This is a genomic window from Vibrio sp. R15-SG3-ISO1A, assembly GCF_059833955.1.
Map to the genome: position 1 here is coordinate 18,257 of NZ_JCBDGH010000028.1, position 17,049 is coordinate 35,305.

Below are 17,049 nucleotides of genomic sequence, written 5' to 3' on the forward strand. Positions count from 1 at the left end.
CAAGAATTTAACCTAGATCATGGTTAATTGTAGCGAACCTGATACCAGATGCAGCTAAAGCGTCGAATTTTCAGACAATTCTGACGACAATAAAAAACCCTATCCGAAGACAGGGTTTGGGAGAAATGGCTTGTAGAACCGTCTATTCATCACATTATATTGATGTTTAACGGACACTCCACTGCGAGAGAGAGCGTTTGAAATCCGAGTAATCAAACTCGTTCAGCTTCTGTACCTCACCAGACGAGCGCTCGCAGTACACAGATGGCATGCGCAGGCCGTTGAACCAGTTCAGTTTCACCATGGTGTAGCCCGCGCTGTCAAGAATATGAAGGCGCTGACCAATCTCAAGCGGCTGGTCGAAGTGTGCAACACAGAATTGATCCCCAGCAAGACACGAACATGATCCGATCACATATTCATGCTCACCATCATCAGACGCTTCTAGAATCGAGGCAGGCTCGTTGTAAATAAGCGTATCTAAGCGGTGCGCTTCGGTCGCCGAATCAACAATCGCTGTTTTTTTGCCGTTCTCAACGATATCCACCACGGTAACCACTAAATCGGTGGTCTTAGTGATGATGGCTTCGCCCGGCTCGAGATACATTTGTACGCCATGCTTGTCGGCAAAGGCTTTGAGTGCTAGACCCAGCTTGTCAATATCATATCCTGGCCAAGTGAAGAAGACGCCACCGCCCATGCTCACCCAGTCGAGTTTATCTAGATAGTCACCAAACTGATGAGAGATAGAATCGAGCAAGCCAATAAACGCATCGACGTCCTTGTTTTCACAGTTCATGTGGAACATCACGCCATCGATGCCATCAAACACCTCTGTGTTGATGTGGTCCGCTTGCACGCCCAAACGAGAGAACTGACGCGCTGGGTTAGCCAGATCTTGACCTGCGTAGCTGACACCTGGGTTGAGACGCAAACCAATCGACGCCTTGCCCTCAACGATATGACGGTACGCAGCAAGTTGTGATTGCGAGTTGAAAATCATCTTGTCGCAGATGTCCGCGACTTCACGCACATCCTCTTCACTGTAACCCACGCTGTAGGCGTGCGTCTCGCCGCCAAACGTTTCGTAGCCGAGTTTCACTTCAAATGGGCCAGAGCTGGTGGTGCCATCAAGATAGGGCTTGATGATGTCAAACACACCCCAGGTTGAAAAACATTTCAGCGCCAACACCAGCTTAACACCCGAAATCTCTTTGAGCTGCTTGGCTTTCTCTAGGTTTTCAATCAACTTGTCTTCGTTGATCATAAAGTACGGAGTTTTCAATTCGTTGTGCATCACGAGTTCCTGCTTAAGAGTTCTACTGTGCTGTGCCACCACAGAACCCTAAATGACAAAAAACAGCCATTGAACACGACCAATGGCTGCTTTGATGAGCATCGCTGGGTGTGGACTCACACCCGATACTCGATTATTTGAGTTTATGAATCACGGGTTGGCCAGGCTCGAGTTCCTGAACATGCCAATCTAGACCAATCTCAGGCATGGTCTCTAGGAACGGATCTGGGTCGAGCTGTTCCATGTTGAACACGCCTTTATCCGCCCATTTACCACGGAAGAACTGAAGCGCAGCCGTAATAGCTGGCACACCTGTCGTGTAGGAGATCGCTTGATGCTCCACATCTTGATAGGCGACTTCGTGGTCCGCATTGTTGTAGATGAACACGCTGCGCTCTGCGCCATCTTTCTTACCTTGCACCCAAGTACCGATACAGGTTAAACCTGTGTAGCCTGGCGCCAATGAGGTCGGGTCAGGAAGTAACGCTTTCAATACGTGCAGTGGCTGAACCACAGTGCCGTCATGCAACGTCAGCGGATCTGGGCTCAGTAGGCCAATATCACGCATCACGTTGAAGTAGTTAAGGTAACGATCACCAAAGCCCATCCAGAATTCAATGCGTTTTGCAGGGATGAACTCTTTCATTGAACGCACTTCATCGTGCGCCATAGAGTACACCTTGTGAGAACCACAATTAGGGAAATCAAACTCAAGCATACGAGAGTGACAAGGTACTTGCTTCCACTCACCGTCTTCCCAGTAGAAAGAATCGCCTTGGATTTCAAGCATGTTGGTCTCTGGATCAAAGTTAGTCGCAAACTTCTTACCATGATCACCCGCGTTGACATCCATCACGTCAATCGTGTCGATTTCATCGAACAAGTGTTTCACCGCATACGCGGCAAATACCGATACCACGCCTGGATCGAAACCAGCACCAAGAATGCCTGTGATGCCTGCTTCTTCAAACTTCTCACGGTAGCCCCACTGCCAATCGTACGCTTCAGGCACTTGCTGACCTTCTGAGCACAAATCAACCGCTACCGAGGTATCTAGGTATGACACTTTTGCTTGGTAACACGCTTCCATGATCGCCATGTTGACCCAAGGAGGACCCGCGTTGATCACAAGATCAGGCTGAACCTCTTTGATTAAGGCAACCAGTGCCTCCACGTCGTCCGCATTCACTGCGCGCGCTTCTAGTTTCTTAGTTGAATCTTTCAGATTATTTTTCTTCTGAATCGATTCGATGATCTTCTCGCACTTACCTAAAGTACGTGATGCGATAGTGATATCACCGAGGACGTCGTTGTTCTGAGCCGCTTTGTGCGCGACTACCCAGCCAACACCGCCGGCACCAATCTGTAGAATTGCCATGGTCTTGTTACCTTATTTTACTAGTTCAACCGCAAGTTGGTTGATGTCGTTTAATAGTTTCTCAAAATCTTTCAATGAAAGCGTTGGGTTCAAAATCGTAAACTTGAGAGCTGATTTGCCCGCAATGACGGTTTCGCCCAATACCGCAATACCGCGTACCAGCGCTTCAATACGCACTTTCTTGTTGAGTTTATCCAAGTTCGCTTCGTCACCCAGCGTGCTGCGGAATAGCACCGTCGATAGTGCAGGTCTGGCTAACAGTTCAAAACCAGGTGCCGCCTCAACCATATCCGCCACTTGCTGAGTTTGCTTTAACAGGTGATCGTACATCTCACCGAGCGCCTTTGGTCCGACACTTTGCATTGTCATAAAGACTTTCAGTGCATCGAAACGCTTGGTGGTCGCGATAGACTTGTCGACCAAGTTTGGCAACTCATCGTGCTCACGGTTCAAATAGTCCGCGTGGTGAAGCAAGAACGCAAAGTTTGCTTTGTCGTTCACTAGCAAAGCGCCGCAGCTAATGGTTTGGAAAAACAGCTTGTGGAAGTCCACGCTGATGGAGCTTGCGCGCTCAACACCTTTGAGGCGACCTTTTGAGCCACTGAGAATCAGTGCGCCGCCGTATGCACCATCGACATGCATCCAGAGTTCGTGCTGCTCGGCAACCTCGGCGATACGCTCAAGATCATCGATCGCGCCATGATCCGTGGTCCCTGCCGTACCGACAATCGCAAATGGAATCAAGCCTTGCGCTTTTGCATCTGCAACCACTTGTTCAAGCAGTTCTACTTTCATGGTGCCGTCAATATTCGCTGGTACAGGTAATACCGCTTTCTCACCTAGGCCCATCCAAGAAGCGGATTTTTGTACGGTGAAGTGCGCATTGGCCGAACAGACGATTCGCAATTTGTCGGCGTAATCTGGCAAACCCAATTTTTGGATAGAGTGGCCAGAAAGCTTGTTGGCGATCCAATCACGCGCCAGCATAAGACCCATTTGGTTGCTCTGCGTGCCGCCGCTGGTCATGATGCCGTCGGCGTCTTGGCTCATGTCGTATTTGTCGCACAGCCAGTTAATCACTTTTTGCTCAACGTAAGTTGCAGAAGACGCTTGGTCCCATGAATCCATTGACTGGTTGAGTGCACCAATCATCGCCTCTGCCGCCACAGATGGCATCAAAGGGGGTGTATGCAAGTGAGCAATACAGCTTGGGTGCTGAGTAAAAATAGCATTTTTCGCCACCAAGTCGGTCGTGCTCTCAATCACCTCTTTCAAGCTGGTTTCAGAGGCATCAAGGTTGACCGCATTGATTTGCGCTTCAAGCAATTTAGGGTCCATACCTGAGTATGGTTTTTCCACTTGCTCAAACATCGCTTTCATCACACGCGTAGTGTGAGACATCACCGCCGCGAACTCATCCGCACCCTGCTCACCGGTGTGAATAAAATGCTTGTTCCACTTTTGGTTGTCCGCAGGTGCTTCAACGTAGTCCGCGCCAGCAGCAATCATCGCCGCTTCAAGTGTGCGTAGCGCAAAATCAATTTGTTCAAACGAAATAATCAGCGGTGGTAGGAAACGGATAACCGAACCGTCACGGCCGCCCTTTTCAACCATCAAACCACGTTCTAGTGCCGCGCGTTGAATGCGCAACGTCATCGCACCATCAGAGGCTGGCTCACCAAACTTGTTCTTCTCGCCGTTGGTTTTCTTGATTTCAACGCCTAGCATCAAGCCTTTACCACGAACTTCTGCGACACAGTTGACACGCTTTTGGATATTTTCTAGACCAAGGCGCAGGTATTGACCGGCGATGTTAGCGTGCTCCACTAAGTTGTCACGCTGAATGATTTCAAGTGCTTTGGCACCAGAGACCATTGCCAACTGGTTGCCACGGAAGGTGCCCGTGTGCTCGCCCGGTTTCCAAGTGTCGTGCTGTTTGTTGATGACTAACAGCGACATCGGCATACCGCCACCAATCGCTTTCGATAGGCAGAGCACGTCTGGCACAATACCCGCCTCTTCAAACGCAAAGTTGTAACCTGTTTTCGCTACACCGCATTGAATTTCATCAAAAATCAGCAGGATGCCGTGCTCATCACAGATACGACGCAGGCCTTGCAGCCAGAATGCAGGTGCAGGGATCACACCGCCTTCACCTTGAACTGGCTCTACAATAATCGCTGCCGGCTTCATGATACCCGCTTCGTCGTCGTTAAGTAGACGCTCAATGTAACGAATGCTGGCTTTCGCGCCTTCATCGCCACCCAACCCGAATGGGCAGCGTAGGCTGTATGGGAATGGCATAAAGTGCACATCAGACATCAGGCCAGTACGACGCGCTTTAGTGCCTAGGTTGCCCATCATGCCCATAGTGCCGTTTGTCATACCGTGGTACGCACCACGGAAAGCAAACATGGTGTTACGACCGGTGGTCTGCTTCGCCAATTTGATCGCGGCTTCTACAGCATCCGCACCTGAAGGGCCACAAAATTGAATCACACAATTGTCGCCTAATTGCTCAGGCAAGAACTCCTTCACCGTCTTGATAAAGTGGGTCTTCGCTTGGGTGGCGATGTCCAATGTTTGATACGGCAATCCACTGTCGAGTTGATCTTTCAGTGCTTGGTTGATCTCTGGGTGGTTATAACCCAAAGCCAATGTACCCGCACCGGCCAGACAGTCGAGGAATAACTGACCACGAGTATCTTCAACTAGAGCACCGTACGCTTGTTTAATCGCGATCGGTAGACGTCGAGGGTAAGAGCGAACTTCAGATTCGTGCTGCTGCTGATCAAGCAAAATTTGATCAGGCGTGAGATCATACAGACCATCCACAACGGGAATCTGAGTTGAAAAAGGGGTTGCGATAGCGTTGGTATCGACTTCAAAAGCTGTGCTCATGATAAGTTCCATTGAAACAATTTTCGGCCTTTTCCGAGATAAAATGGGAGAGGAAAAGGAACAGCAAACGGCCCGGTGTCGATAGCAAATCGCAACCAAGCATAAACATACCATCACATGGGATGGATTCGACGTTTAGTAGAAAATCAAGGTTCAGTGATGCAACTGTCTTGTAAAACAGGGCACTCAGGAAGAACTAAGCTGATCAATGTGTGTTTGTTTAGTGGATTCAATGTTGGGTTTCCCATTCATATGTCGCTATACGACAACAGTATCCCGTCTATCGATAAAAGGACTTATCGATACCTACCCTACGTGGTGTTCACTCAGCCCGAATGACCTCACGCGTGTCCCCCAGAGCGTCACTGCGACTGCCCTCCGAGATTGCGCGCGAAAGTATCATAATTTGCCAGAAATTGGCAACTCATTTTCGCACTATCGAATCAAATTATTAATTAATCTATCAAAACAAAAGCGTTAATAGACCACATCAATCAACATGATTTCATGTTAATAGGCTGAATCAAAAAACCGGGAGGTATAAGAGTCATTGCGTGTATTGGCGTATACGCAAATCATAGGAAAATGAACGACAAAAAACTCGCTGTAAAATTGCGTCCCACCCCAAACTCAATCAGTAAAAACCACCTCTAACATCTCAAAAATGAGACAGCACCTGTAAATGAGTACTACATTCGGTCATTTTTTGAATTTGCCCCTCTCACTTTGTCATTAGAAAGGCTAAGCTAGTAACAACTATAACGAAATACAAACACCTTATGTGACAGCGTCTTATCTGTAACGAGATGTATAGGGAGATCACCTTGAACTGGAAGTTATCATGCGTCGCCGCGAGCACACTGATGTTGAGCATCGCAGCACAGTCACAAACGTTAGAACAAGCGGTGGCTTATACCATTGCCACCAATCCGGATTTAAAATCGAGCTACAACGAGTTTCGCAGTGCCGTGAAATCCAGCGATGCGGCAGTCGGTGCGTACTTGCCGAGTATCGATTTAGATGCAGGCATCGGTTATGAAGGAATTAACGATGCTGAAAGCGTAGGTGGAGGGAGTAGCGACCTCACCCGAAAGGAAGCGACCGTAAGCTTAACGCAGTTGCTGTGGGACGGTAACGCAACATTAAACGATATCGACCGCACCGCGGCGGATGCGGAGTCTTTGAGGCTACAACTTTTGTCGCAGGCTTCAGACCTTGCACTTCAAGTCACCGAGATTTACCTAGATGCCGTTAAAGCCTACGAGGTATTGCAGCTTTCAGAGAGTAACCTCAAGGTCCATAAAGACATCTACAAAGACATCAAACGTCGCGCCGACTCTGGCGTTGGTTCAACCGCTGATGTTACGCAGGTTGAAGCGCGTATCGCCAAAGCGCATGGTAACTTGCTGGCAGCGCAAAATAACCTCTTTGATACCCACACGCAATTTCAGCGAGTCGTAGGTCAAGCACCGCTTGGGCTCATCTACCCGCGTGCCGACGAATCACGTATTCCTCTGACTCTGGAAGAAGCACTTGATCAGGCCATTGCCTCTCACCCTGTGATTCAAACCTCACACGCGGATGTCGATGCTGCACGGTTCCAATACAAGCAGTCTAAAGGCAACTTCTACCCCACCTTCTCTATAGAGGCGAGTCAAACTTGGCGAGATGACGCTGGCGGCGATGAAGGGCGGAGTGACGAAACCCTCGCCATGCTTCGCATGCGCTACAACCTCTATAACGGTGGTAGCGACAGTGACCTGTCGGAACGAGCGGCTTATCAACTTAATAAGGCCAAAGATTTACGCGACAACGCGTATCGTCAAGTAGAGGAAGGTTTGCGCCTTTCCTGGAGTGCGCTTGATTTGACCTTGCAACAAAAGCAGTTTCTCTCTGACCATGTCGATTCTGCCTCAGAAACAGTGATTGCCTACGAGAAACAGTATCGTATCGGCCAACGTACCCTACTCGACTTACTCAACACCGAAAACGAACTGTTTGAGGCGCGCAAAGATTACCTCGACGCCCACTACGCTGAGCAGTACGCCAAGTATCGAGTGATGAATGCGACCGGTAACTTGCTCGACGCCCTATTAGTGGATACGCCAAAAGAGTGGCAAGAGAAGATGGAGTATTAAGATGAACAAATTGATGCTATTCCCGTTTTCTCTGCTCAGTGTAGCGCTAGCCTTTACCGCACAAGCCGAAGACGATCAGTATGACTATATTGACACTCCCACAGCAGAACAACCGTTTGATCTCACCGATGACGACAGTGATGGTGTAGTGAACGCACGTGACTTCTGCCCCGGTACACCGTTGGGAGCCCTTATTGACAACGATGGCTGCGGCCAAGCCCTCGCTAAACGCGAAGAGTCGCAGCTGTTTATCTTATTTGCAAACAATTCGGCCGAAGTCGATTGGCAATATTCAACCCAAATTGAAGCGATGGCAGAGTTTCTTGCCCAGTACCCAGAGACGTCTATACAACTGCAAGGCTACGCCAGTAAAACTGGCAGCGCGGAACGCAATCTAGAGCTATCTAAGCTACGAGCAAATGCCGTTGAGCAAGAGTTACTCTACTATGGTGTGGAGCCTGAGCGGATCGCCATTGTTGGTTTTGGAGACAGCGCAGCCGAAGAAAGCGCGGGTGACGCGACTACTGAAGCCTTAGATCGCAAGGTGTCCGCCACCGTGGTCGGCATGAGCCGAGAAGTGGTCAAAGAGTGGACGATATTTACCACCATTCCTAAGTAGTCCTGTTCCAAGTGGCTGTTTAAGGATTGAGACGATAAACCTCTCTGATAGCAAAACCGCCCCCACTGCCAGCAGTGGGGGCGGTTTTCTTTACAGTATGACTACACTCGACGTCAAAGCAGTCACGATGCCGAAGGCTCGTCTTTGACTCCCGGCGTTTCCACCGCAGCGGGCATCTCTACAGCGCTGGGAGTTGCTTCGGTACAGTTTTGACTGGACAGCTGGTGCGTATCCATATCGTACTGCTCTTTGATGGCATCTTTTACCGTGCCTTCCCAAACAGGGACACCGACGAAGTAACTGGTCCGCGCCACGACATGCGCCGCAATCGGTGCCGTCACCATGATGAACACGACAACCGCTGCTGCGCGAACGACGATAGCGGCGTCGCTCCAAAAAACAATCGCAAAGGCGATTACCAGTAGACCCACCCCTAACGCACCTGCTTTAGTGGTCGCATGCATACGGGTCAGCAAGTCAGGCATGCGGTTTAAGCCAATGCTGGCAAGGAGCATCAAGAAAGAGCCCAGCAGTGCAAATAGCGCAACAAAAAACTCAGTCATCATCTTGAATTCCCCTTTTCTCCAAAAAGCTCGAGAACCCGACAGCCGCAAGAAACGACGTCAACGCCAGTACGATAGCCACATCAATGAACGCTGGCTCTTGGTATGCCAGTCCATACAGCACGACCAAACCGACGGTAAGTGAGGCCATTAGCTCAAGCGCAACCACTCGGTCGGGTAGAGACGGTCCTTTCAGCAAACGGACCGAAGAGATCAGCAGCGCAAGAATTAGCATGGCAAAACAGAGGGTATATACAGTATCCATCGTCGCCTTACTCCATAATTTCCAGCACCATGGCTTCAAGCTTTTTCAGCTCCGCCACATGCTGTTGTTCATCTTCAAAATACATCAGGTGGACAAACAGCACTTTTTTGTCGGTGGACACATCCAGTGCTAATGAACCTGGTGTAACGGTAATTAAGTTCGAAAAGAGCGTGATGCCGGCATCGCTTTTAATGTCGAGTGGGACGGCAATCACCGCAGGCTTCATCAAATGCGTCGGCGTCAGTACATCGTATGCTACGCGAGCGTTCGATTTAATCAAATCCCAGATAAAGAACAGCGCGAACTTAACAAACTTAGGAAACTTACCGAAGTAGCGTTTGAACGCAGGCTGATCGCGCAGCACGTAAGCCAGCACCACATAGCTCAGCAACATGCCACCAAAGAGATTTGAGATGGTGTAGGTACCCGATAAGATCACCCACGCCAACGCCAATAACATATTCCAACCAAAGGCTTTCATCTTATTGACCTCCTAACACAGCATCGATGTATTGCGCAGGATCCAGTAACTGATCTGCGGTCATGCTCGCGAGATTAACAAACCATTCTGCGTTAATACCTATCGTAACGGTAATGATTGCCATCAAGATGATCGGTAAGTAGAGGAAGAATCGCTCTGAATCTGACATCGCTGGCAACACTTCTGCATCCTCGGGCAACTTCTTCCAGAACGCTTCCGCCCAAATCTTTACCATCGAATAGAGCGTCAATAGCCCCACGGCGAGCGAAGCAATCACCCCTATCCATGCTTGAGCATCGATACCCGCTTTGATCACGACAAACTTAGCAAAGAAGCCTGACAAAGGTGGAATACCCGCCAGAGACATAGCTGGGATAGCAAACAAAATCGCAAGGAATGGCGCAGATTTATACAAACCACCTAACCGACCCAGATCGTAACTGCCGTGCATACGATGCATCACACCACCGATAAGGAACAGATTGGTTTTCACCACGATGTGGTGGAAGAGATAAAATACCCCACCCAAAATCGCCAATGGTGTGAAGAGCGCCAAACCTAAAATCATGTAGCCAATCTGGCTTACGATATGGAAAGACAAGATACGACGCACTTCAAACTGCGCCGCCGCTCCCAGCACGCCCGTCACCATGGTGAAAATACCCATCCACATCAACAAAGTACCGTGAGTAAAGGCGATATCACCGACAAAGATTAGGCTAAACACGCGATACAGTGCATAGACGCCCACTTTAGTCAACAGGCCTGCAAACACCGCAGAAATGGCGACCGGTGGTGTATGGTAGGAGGCTGGCAGCCAGAAAAACATCGGAAATGCCGCCGCTTTAATACCAAACGCCACCAAGAAAAGTAGTGAAATTACTGTCACCACTTGTGGGCTGTCTGTGGTCGCCAATTTTTGCCCCAGATCCGCCATATTCAAGGTACCTGCATAGGCGTAAAGCAAACCAATCGCACTGAGGAACAATGCAGAAGAGAGCAAGTTAAGCGTCACATATTTAAGCGCGCCCTCCATTTGACTGCGTTCGCCGCCCAAAATCAGCAAGCCAAACGACGCCACCAGCATGATTTCAAACCAAACGTAGAGGTTGAAAATATCACCGGTTAGGAAAGAGCCAATGACACCGGCTAACATCAAATGCAGTAGCGGGTAGAAGCCGAACTTTTCGTGCTCCTCACTCATGGTGGCCAAGGCATAAATGGAGATACAAAACGCCACGACTGCTGACACGGTGACCATAATCACCGCCAACAGATCCGCCACCATTGAAATACCATAAGGTGGCTGCCAGTCTCCCAAGGTGACCACTTGGATCCCATCGTTATAAACGGTGTAGAACAAGGTGACCGCGGCAATCAGCAACGCAAAATTAGAGAACACACTGATCCAGCGTTGCAGCGTTTGATGTTTCCACAGCGTCATCGACAACGCCGCGGCAAACATAGGGATCAGTACGGGCAATAGAAGCATCATAATTGTGAATCTGTACTCTTCATTTCGTTCATGTCATCTTGACCGATCACGCTGTAAGCGCGCTTAATCAGCACCACGGCAAAGGCTAATACGCCAAAGCTGATGACGATAGCAGTCAGAATAAGGGCTTGGGGCAGAGGGTCAGCAATCGCGCCCACCGGAGCCGTCATACCCTCAGCGATCAGTGGTGGCGCTCCGCGAACCAGACCGCCACCAGTAAAGATCAGCAAGTTGGTCGCATTCGACAGAATGATGAGGCCAATGACCAACTTCACCACACTGCGGCGCAACATCATGTACAGAGCAGCGGCGTAGAGCGCACCGATCACCAAAGCAAATAATGTGGTCATTTAATCCTCCAACTGTGCCAGTGAGAAAAGCAGTGTCGTCACCATGCCGACAACGACAAAGTAGACGCCCACATCAAACATCAGCGGCGTACTCAGTTTAAGCTCACCCAGTCCCGGCACATTGACGTACCACCACTGCGCGGTCAAAAACGTGCTGCCAGATTTAATCACACCGACAAAACCGCTGAGCGTTGAGATAATCAATCCTCCACCCATAAGGTAGGTGCTGTCGATACCAATCAACTTGCGCGTCTCTTTGGCATCAAACGCGAACAAGTGCAATGCAAAGGCCGCTGACGCCACCAGTCCCGCGATAAAACCGCCGCCCGGCTCATCATGTCCACGCACCAATAAAAACACAGAAAACAGCAGCAACATCGGCAGCAGAAAGCGTGCGATGACCTGCAAAATCATAGAAGTACTTGTCTTGTTCATCATTAGTCCCTCTTCGAACGCAGCATCGCAGTCACACCAATCGCCGCCAACGACAAGACGAAAATCTCACCTAGCGTATCCAGTGCACGGTAGTCGACCAAAATCACGTTAACGATATTGCGCCCTTTCGCGATTGGTACACTGTTTTCAATCAAGTAACCGCTAATACCGCCTTGCATCGAGAAATGCACTACTGTCATCAATAGCGTCGCCATCATTGCACCAAACAACAGGGCGACGATGGTGTCACGCCAACGCACATCCGCGCTTGAGAGCGTTTGGAACTTAGGCAATTTGAACAAAACCAACACCAACATGATGACCGTCAGAGTTTCAATCAGCACCTGCGTGATGGCCAAATCAGGCGCGCTGAAGAAGACGTAAATCAGCGCCATGGCAAAACCGAGTGCGCCAAGGGCCGCCACCGAGCTCAAACGTACTTTGGTCAAACAAGCAAACGTAATCACCGCAATGATCAGAATCGATAGGCCGATCTCTTTGAGCGTCACGTCAGAGAAATCCAAATCCCAGTGGAAACCAACGCGGGTAACCATGGCGTACGCCACCAAACCGATCGTCGTGAGGAAAATGGTCAAAATGTAGTTCGACATATAACCATTTTGCAGTTTGGCGGTACTCCATTTGGCGAATTTCACCATGTTGTCCATAAAAACAAAGTAACCCGTTTCCGGCCCGTAGTTGAGTAATGGTTTGGCTTTAATTGCACGTTTGCCGAGTTTATCCCACTGCTTAAACAGGAGGTAACCGACCACCATAGCCGTAATACTCAGCATCAGCGGAAGATTGAGACCGTGCCACAGCGCGAGATCCACCTTACTCGCAGGATTACCGAGAATCGCCGTCGATGCAGATACAACAAGCGGCGAAGCCAATGAAGGAATCAAGCCAAGAACCAGACCTAGCACCGAAAGCACCGTAAAGCCAAGACGCATTCCAAGCGGCGCTTCGTGCGCCTCTTTTGGCGTGGCTTTCTTCTCACCCCAGAAGGGTTTGATCACTAATAGCCCTGCACAAGCGACAATAAAGATGGAGGTCAACAGCGCCATAAGCGCAAGCAACGCTGCCCAAGGGCTGGACAACACGCCTTCGAGCATCATCTCTTTACCGATGAACCCAAACAGAGGTGGAACGCCTGCTAAAGCCAGTGCGGCGAGTGACATGAACGCCGCGGTGTACGGCATCGCTTTACGTAGCCCACCTAACTCACGCACATCTTTGGTACCCGTTTCGTGATCTATGGTACCCGCTGCCATGAAGAGTGCACCTTTGTAGAGGGCGTGGCCAAGTAAGAACACCACCGCCGCCACCAGCGCCGCTTCCGTGCCGATACCAATCAGCATGGTCAAGGTTCCCAGTGCCATCACGGTTGAATAGGCCAAAATACGCTTCAGATCCGTGCTGGTCACCGCCATGGCCGCGCCCAGCAACATAGTGGTGGCGCCAACAAACGTCAGTAGCCAGGTCCAGAGCTCATGTCCCGCCATCGTCGGTTGCAAACGTGCCATCAAGTAGACACCGGCTTTGACCATGGTCGCAGAGTGCAGGTAAGAACTAACGGGCGTTGGCGCTGCCATCGCATTAGGTAGCCAAAAGTGGAATGGGAACTGGGCCGATTTAGTAAAGGTGCCACCCAAAATCGCCAACATCATCACGCTAAACAGCGCGTGCGTTTGCAGCTGCGTACCTTGCGAAAGAATCTCGTTGATCTGATAAGTGCCCGCAAGACTGCCAAGCAGAATAATACCAGCCAATAGCGCCAAGCCGCCGCCGACGGTGACAAACAGACCTTGCAGCGCAGATTTACGCGACGACTCTTTTTCGTGGTAGTAACCGATCAGCATGTAAGAGGTAATACTGGTCAGCTCCCAAAAGACAAACATCGCCATCAGGTTGTTGGATAACACCACGCCCAACATCGCGCCCATGAACGCCATCAAATAGGTCAGCAGTTTGCGTTGATCCGGTTTGTTGGCCAGATAACTGCCCGCATAGATAACGACAAAAAAACCGATCCCAGAGATCAGCAGCGCAAAGAGTAAACTCAGGCCATCTAACCAGAAATCGAGACTGATACCCAACGAAGGGACCCAGTCATAACGAATCAGAAGTGGTCCTTGCTCTGTTATCTGAGTCCAATAGGTTGAGAAATAGACAAACAAACCCGCTGGCAATAGCGCCAACAGTTTACTGGTCTTCTCACCAAATTGGCGAAACAGCCAAGGAACAAACGCTGCCAGGAAAAAACCGGACAGGACTGCATACAGCATCGAAAAAGCCTCCAAGCTATAAAGCGTTAGCGAAACTAGAACATGAGTGAAACTCACACGTTAGTGAAACAATAGTTGATCTAGCTCACCTTACGTTGAATGTGCGAAAGTTTATTCAAATCCTGTTAACAATAACATTCGCTTCTCTAGAGCTAAATATTCGAAAAAAGCGAACTTAAAGTGGAAATTAGTAGGAAATACCATCAAACATAAGCATTGATGATAGTTCAACCTCTCGCATAGGTCACATTTACGAAACACGATGAAACACTTTTTTGTCGTGTTACTTACCCTTGCCTCTTCGCGTACTTTCCCTTTTAACGATTCCGCAGGCCCTTAACAAAAAAGCCCGCCGGGGGTGACCTGGCGGGCTTAAATTAAATGTTTATATCACTAGGATGAGGCGGACACGGCCACAGGCTCTTTCGGCAGAGAAACACGCAGAGCAATGTAGCCCAATACCGCTGCCAGTGTTGACCCCATCAAGATACCTAAACGAGCGTAAGTGTCGAGCGTGGCGAAATCAAAACCAAAGGCTAACGAAGAGATGAAGATCGACATCGTAAAACCAATGCCACACAAAATAGAGACGGCAAACAGATGTCGCTTAGTGATGCCTTCTGGCAACACAGTAATTTTCAGCGCCAGTGAGGCCCAACAGAACAACATGATGCCTATCGGTTTACCGAGCAATAGCCCCATCGCGACGCCGAGTGGCACCGTTGACATTAGGCCGTCCATTGAAATGCCCTGCAACGAGATCCCCGCGTTTGCCAATGCAAACAGAGGTAAGACGCCATAGGAGACATAAGGGTGTAGCCAGTGCTCAAGGTATTTGAGTGGTGAGTAAAGCTCCTTCTCACTTTTTAGCGGAATAGCAAAACCAATCACCACGCCAGCCAGTGTCGCATGAACGCCAGATTTCAGCACCGCGAACCATAAAATCGCCCCGACAATCAGGTAGGGAGTCAGGCGTGTGACACGTTTCGCGTTAAGCCAAAACAACACACCCGTAGAGATAAAGCCCATGGTCAACGCAAGCGTCGACAAGTCTGACGTATAGAAGAAGGCAATAATCAGTACCGCGCCTAGGTCATCGATGATCGCCAGAGCCAATAGAAACACCTTAAGAGCGATCGGGACGCGTTTACCCAAGAGCGCCATAATTCCCAGTGCAAACGCGATATCCGTTGCCGCAGGAATCGCCCACCCCGCCATTGCGTTGTCGTTGCCCCAGTTCATACCAGCATAAATCAACGCAGGAACCACCATTCCCCCCACGGCAGCAACCGCTGGTAATGTGGCGGTTTCCTTTGACTTGAGCGCCCCCTCCACCAGTTCACGCTTGACTTCAAGGCCAATCACCAGGAAGAAAATCGCCATCAAACCATCGTTAATCCAATGCGATAGTGACATCCCAAAAATATAGATGTGTAAAAAGTGCTGATAATGTTCATTTAAAGGTGAGTTTGCGATAGTCATCGCCACAACAGCGGCGACGATAAGTAAAATCCCACTGGCAGACTCCAATCGGAAGAAGTCACGGACCCATTTGTTCATCATTTAAGACCTATCTGATAACGCTATTTATAAAAACCTGACGAGAACACCCAATGAATGCTTAGAGACACTAGGGCTATCATGCCGCATTGATGTCGTCGCTAAACATGTCACCTGTCGGACACAATCAACCTAACTCTCTGATTGTGTACCACAAATTGAGGCGACAAACCATAAAATCAATGCAATACCCAGCATAAATAGCACCAACAAATAGGTTCAACCTCGCTTCTATCACCAAACTGAATCATTAGTATAGAACATGCAAAAAAAAAGCAGATTACACTGAGATAACCTGCTCTTAACAACGACAATCAATTAGAAACAATGCGTAAAGTTAATACCCTATCAGCTGCATGAAGCCTTGTGCCTTATGACTACCCGTAGTTTTTATTGGTCCTTCCCAATAAGGCACAAAAAAGGGCAGCCAAAGATTCTGATTAGTCGCAGATACGGTGAGATGAATATTATGCGCGGGGACTTCTATCGTCCAACTCATCGGCACTCGCTTGCCACGCGCGACGAGACTTGGCGCATTGGGTGTAATGACAAGATCAGAGTCTGCAAGGTTAATCACTTTCCCATCGCTACTGGATAAGGTACCAAACCAGTAGGGAAGTTGCTTGTTTTGACGATACTGACTCACAGATAACGTGGTTTCATCATCCAGATGGACGACAAACCAATCCCAGCCCTGTTGCCCTTCAGCGAGTAAGCCACTTCCCCACTCTTTACTCATCCACGCTTTGCCATCGACCTTAATCTGACGATCGCCCGGCAATGTAATTGAGCCCTGAACATTAAGGAAAGGCGCGAAAATATTGTAGGACGCAATCGGCAGCAAATCGTGTTTGGCCACGTAGCCACGTTCACCCGGCAGGACAAAAGGCCCATTGGTCGACGCACTCAACTGGACACTAAACTCATCGGTTTGCGCAGTGAGCATGCCAGGAAACGGTGTCCTACCTAGTGAGCGCCAGTTCCAATTATCGATCCACATGCGAAAAGGCTGTGACGTCATTTCTGCTTGGCCAATCCCACCTCGAGCCACCCGCTGCTCTTTCCAAACGCCATATTGACTCGATACCACAAGATGAGACACGTAGACTTGAGGGCTTAACCAACCACGCAAAGGTTGATCATGACTGGCAATCCGAATAAAGCTCCACTGAATCCCGTATTCAGTGCCGGCCTCATCTTGCACATTAGCAAAGAACTGCCACCAACCGTGCTGGTACTCATTATTGAAGGAAAAGTCGTTGGGTAAAATCACGGGGTA

At 49.4% G+C, this 17,049-nt stretch carries 14 protein-coding genes; 2 read left to right on the forward strand and 12 right to left on the reverse strand.

Annotated features, from left to right (window positions below; genetic code table 11):
• Positions 1-166: 166 nt before the first annotated feature.
• The 3 genes from nspC to AC6R0L_RS02930 form a co-directional block, all read right to left on the reverse strand.
• Complete coding sequence (gene nspC, locus AC6R0L_RS02920; RefSeq protein ID WP_500628170.1) at positions 167-1,300, reverse strand: carboxynorspermidine decarboxylase; 1,134 nt, start codon at positions 1,298-1,300, stop codon at positions 167-169.
• Between the two features lie 130 nt (positions 1,301-1,430).
• A complete protein-coding gene (locus AC6R0L_RS02925) occupies positions 1,431-2,675 on the reverse strand; it encodes a carboxynorspermidine synthase (protein WP_487903723.1) in 1,245 nt (414 codons plus the stop codon).
• A 12-nt stretch (positions 2,676-2,687) separates the two neighbouring features.
• On the reverse strand, positions 2,688-5,576 hold the full coding sequence (locus tag AC6R0L_RS02930; RefSeq protein WP_500628166.1) for a pyridoxal phosphate-dependent class III aminotransferase: 2,889 nt from the start codon (positions 5,574-5,576) through the stop codon (positions 2,688-2,690).
• Positions 5,577-6,439: 863 nt separating this feature from the next.
• Here AC6R0L_RS02930 and AC6R0L_RS02935 point away from each other — a divergent pair.
• A complete protein-coding gene (locus AC6R0L_RS02935; RefSeq protein ID WP_500628171.1) occupies positions 6,440-7,714 on the forward strand; it encodes a TolC family outer membrane protein in 1,275 nt (424 codons plus the stop codon).
• A 1-nt stretch (position 7,715) separates the two neighbouring features.
• The gene (locus AC6R0L_RS02940; protein ID WP_487903721.1) at positions 7,716-8,333 is read left to right on the forward strand and encodes an OmpA family protein; all 618 of its coding nucleotides are present in this window, start codon (positions 7,716-7,718) and stop codon (positions 8,331-8,333) included.
• A gap of 122 nt (positions 8,334-8,455) precedes the next feature.
• On the opposite strand, the gene mnhG is transcribed toward AC6R0L_RS02940, so the two are convergent.
• The 9 genes from mnhG to AC6R0L_RS02985 all read right to left on the reverse strand — a co-directional run.
• Positions 8,456-8,899: a monovalent cation/H(+) antiporter subunit G gene (mnhG, locus tag AC6R0L_RS02945; RefSeq protein WP_500628167.1), complete on the reverse strand. Its 444-nt coding sequence runs from the start codon at positions 8,897-8,899 to the stop codon at positions 8,456-8,458.
• Positions 8,889-9,161, reverse strand: coding sequence for an MrpF/PhaF family protein (locus tag AC6R0L_RS02950; protein ID WP_334552313.1), 273 nt, complete (start codon positions 9,159-9,161; stop codon positions 8,889-8,891). The genes mnhG and AC6R0L_RS02950 overlap by 11 nt, the downstream gene beginning before the upstream one ends.
• Before the next feature lie 7 nt (positions 9,162-9,168).
• On the reverse strand, positions 9,169-9,642 hold the full coding sequence (locus tag AC6R0L_RS02955; protein ID WP_334552314.1) for a Na+/H+ antiporter subunit E: 474 nt from the start codon (positions 9,640-9,642) through the stop codon (positions 9,169-9,171).
• 1 nt (position 9,643) lies between these two features.
• Complete coding sequence (locus AC6R0L_RS02960) at positions 9,644-11,137, reverse strand: Na+/H+ antiporter subunit D (RefSeq protein WP_334552315.1); 1,494 nt, start codon at positions 11,135-11,137, stop codon at positions 9,644-9,646.
• Positions 11,134-11,487 (reverse strand): Na+/H+ antiporter subunit C, encoded by a 354-nt coding sequence (locus AC6R0L_RS02965; RefSeq protein ID WP_334552316.1) that lies wholly within the window; start codon positions 11,485-11,487, stop codon positions 11,134-11,136. Before AC6R0L_RS02965 ends, AC6R0L_RS02960 begins: the two co-directional genes overlap by 4 nt.
• Positions 11,488-11,925 (reverse strand): Na+/H+ antiporter subunit B, encoded by a 438-nt coding sequence (locus AC6R0L_RS02970; RefSeq protein ID WP_500627648.1) that lies wholly within the window; start codon positions 11,923-11,925, stop codon positions 11,488-11,490.
• Positions 11,925-14,210: a putative monovalent cation/H+ antiporter subunit A gene (locus AC6R0L_RS02975; RefSeq protein WP_500628168.1), complete on the reverse strand. Its 2,286-nt coding sequence runs from the start codon at positions 14,208-14,210 to the stop codon at positions 11,925-11,927. The genes AC6R0L_RS02970 and AC6R0L_RS02975 overlap by 1 nt, the downstream gene beginning before the upstream one ends.
• Before the next feature lie 393 nt (positions 14,211-14,603).
• Positions 14,604-15,770, reverse strand: coding sequence for a Na+/H+ antiporter NhaA (gene nhaA / locus AC6R0L_RS02980; protein ID WP_500628172.1), 1,167 nt, complete (start codon positions 15,768-15,770; stop codon positions 14,604-14,606).
• 337 nt (positions 15,771-16,107) lie between these two features.
• Positions 16,108-17,049, reverse strand: a 942-nt coding sequence (locus tag AC6R0L_RS02985; protein ID WP_500628169.1) for a lipocalin-like domain-containing protein, incomplete at its 5' end; no start/stop codon positions are given.

Bases quoted from the DNA above. Each gene is read 5' to 3' on its own strand.
- nhaA (WP_500628172.1), bottom strand. From the start codon at position 15,770: ATGAACAAATGGGTCCGTGACTTCTTCCGATTGGAGTCTGCCAGTGGG.
- mnhG (WP_500628167.1), bottom strand. From the start codon at position 8,899: ATGATGACTGAGTTTTTTGTTGCGCTATTTGCACTGCTGGGCTCTTTC.
- AC6R0L_RS02965 (WP_334552316.1), bottom strand. From the start codon at position 11,487: ATGACCACATTATTTGCTTTGGTGATCGGTGCGCTCTACGCCGCTGCT.
- AC6R0L_RS02960 (WP_334552315.1), bottom strand. From the start codon at position 11,137: ATGATGCTTCTATTGCCCGTACTGATCCCTATGTTTGCCGCGGCGTTG.
- AC6R0L_RS02940 (WP_487903721.1), top strand. From the start codon at position 7,716: ATGAACAAATTGATGCTATTCCCGTTTTCTCTGCTCAGTGTAGCGCTA.
- AC6R0L_RS02955 (WP_334552314.1), bottom strand. From the start codon at position 9,642: ATGAAAGCCTTTGGTTGGAATATGTTATTGGCGTTGGCGTGGGTGATC.
- AC6R0L_RS02970 (WP_500627648.1), bottom strand. From the start codon at position 11,925: ATGATGAACAAGACAAGTACTTCTATGATTTTGCAGGTCATCGCACGC.
- AC6R0L_RS02925 (WP_487903723.1), bottom strand. From the start codon at position 2,675: ATGGCAATTCTACAGATTGGTGCCGGCGGTGTTGGCTGGGTAGTCGCG.
- AC6R0L_RS02930 (WP_500628166.1), bottom strand. From the start codon at position 5,576: ATGAGCACAGCTTTTGAAGTCGATACCAACGCTATCGCAACCCCTTTT.
- AC6R0L_RS02950 (WP_334552313.1), bottom strand. From the start codon at position 9,161: ATGGATACTGTATATACCCTCTGTTTTGCCATGCTAATTCTTGCGCTG.
- AC6R0L_RS02975 (WP_500628168.1), bottom strand. From the start codon at position 14,210: ATGCTGTATGCAGTCCTGTCCGGTTTTTTCCTGGCAGCGTTTGTTCCT.
- AC6R0L_RS02935 (WP_500628171.1), top strand. From the start codon at position 6,440: ATGTTGAGCATCGCAGCACAGTCACAAACGTTAGAACAAGCGGTGGCT.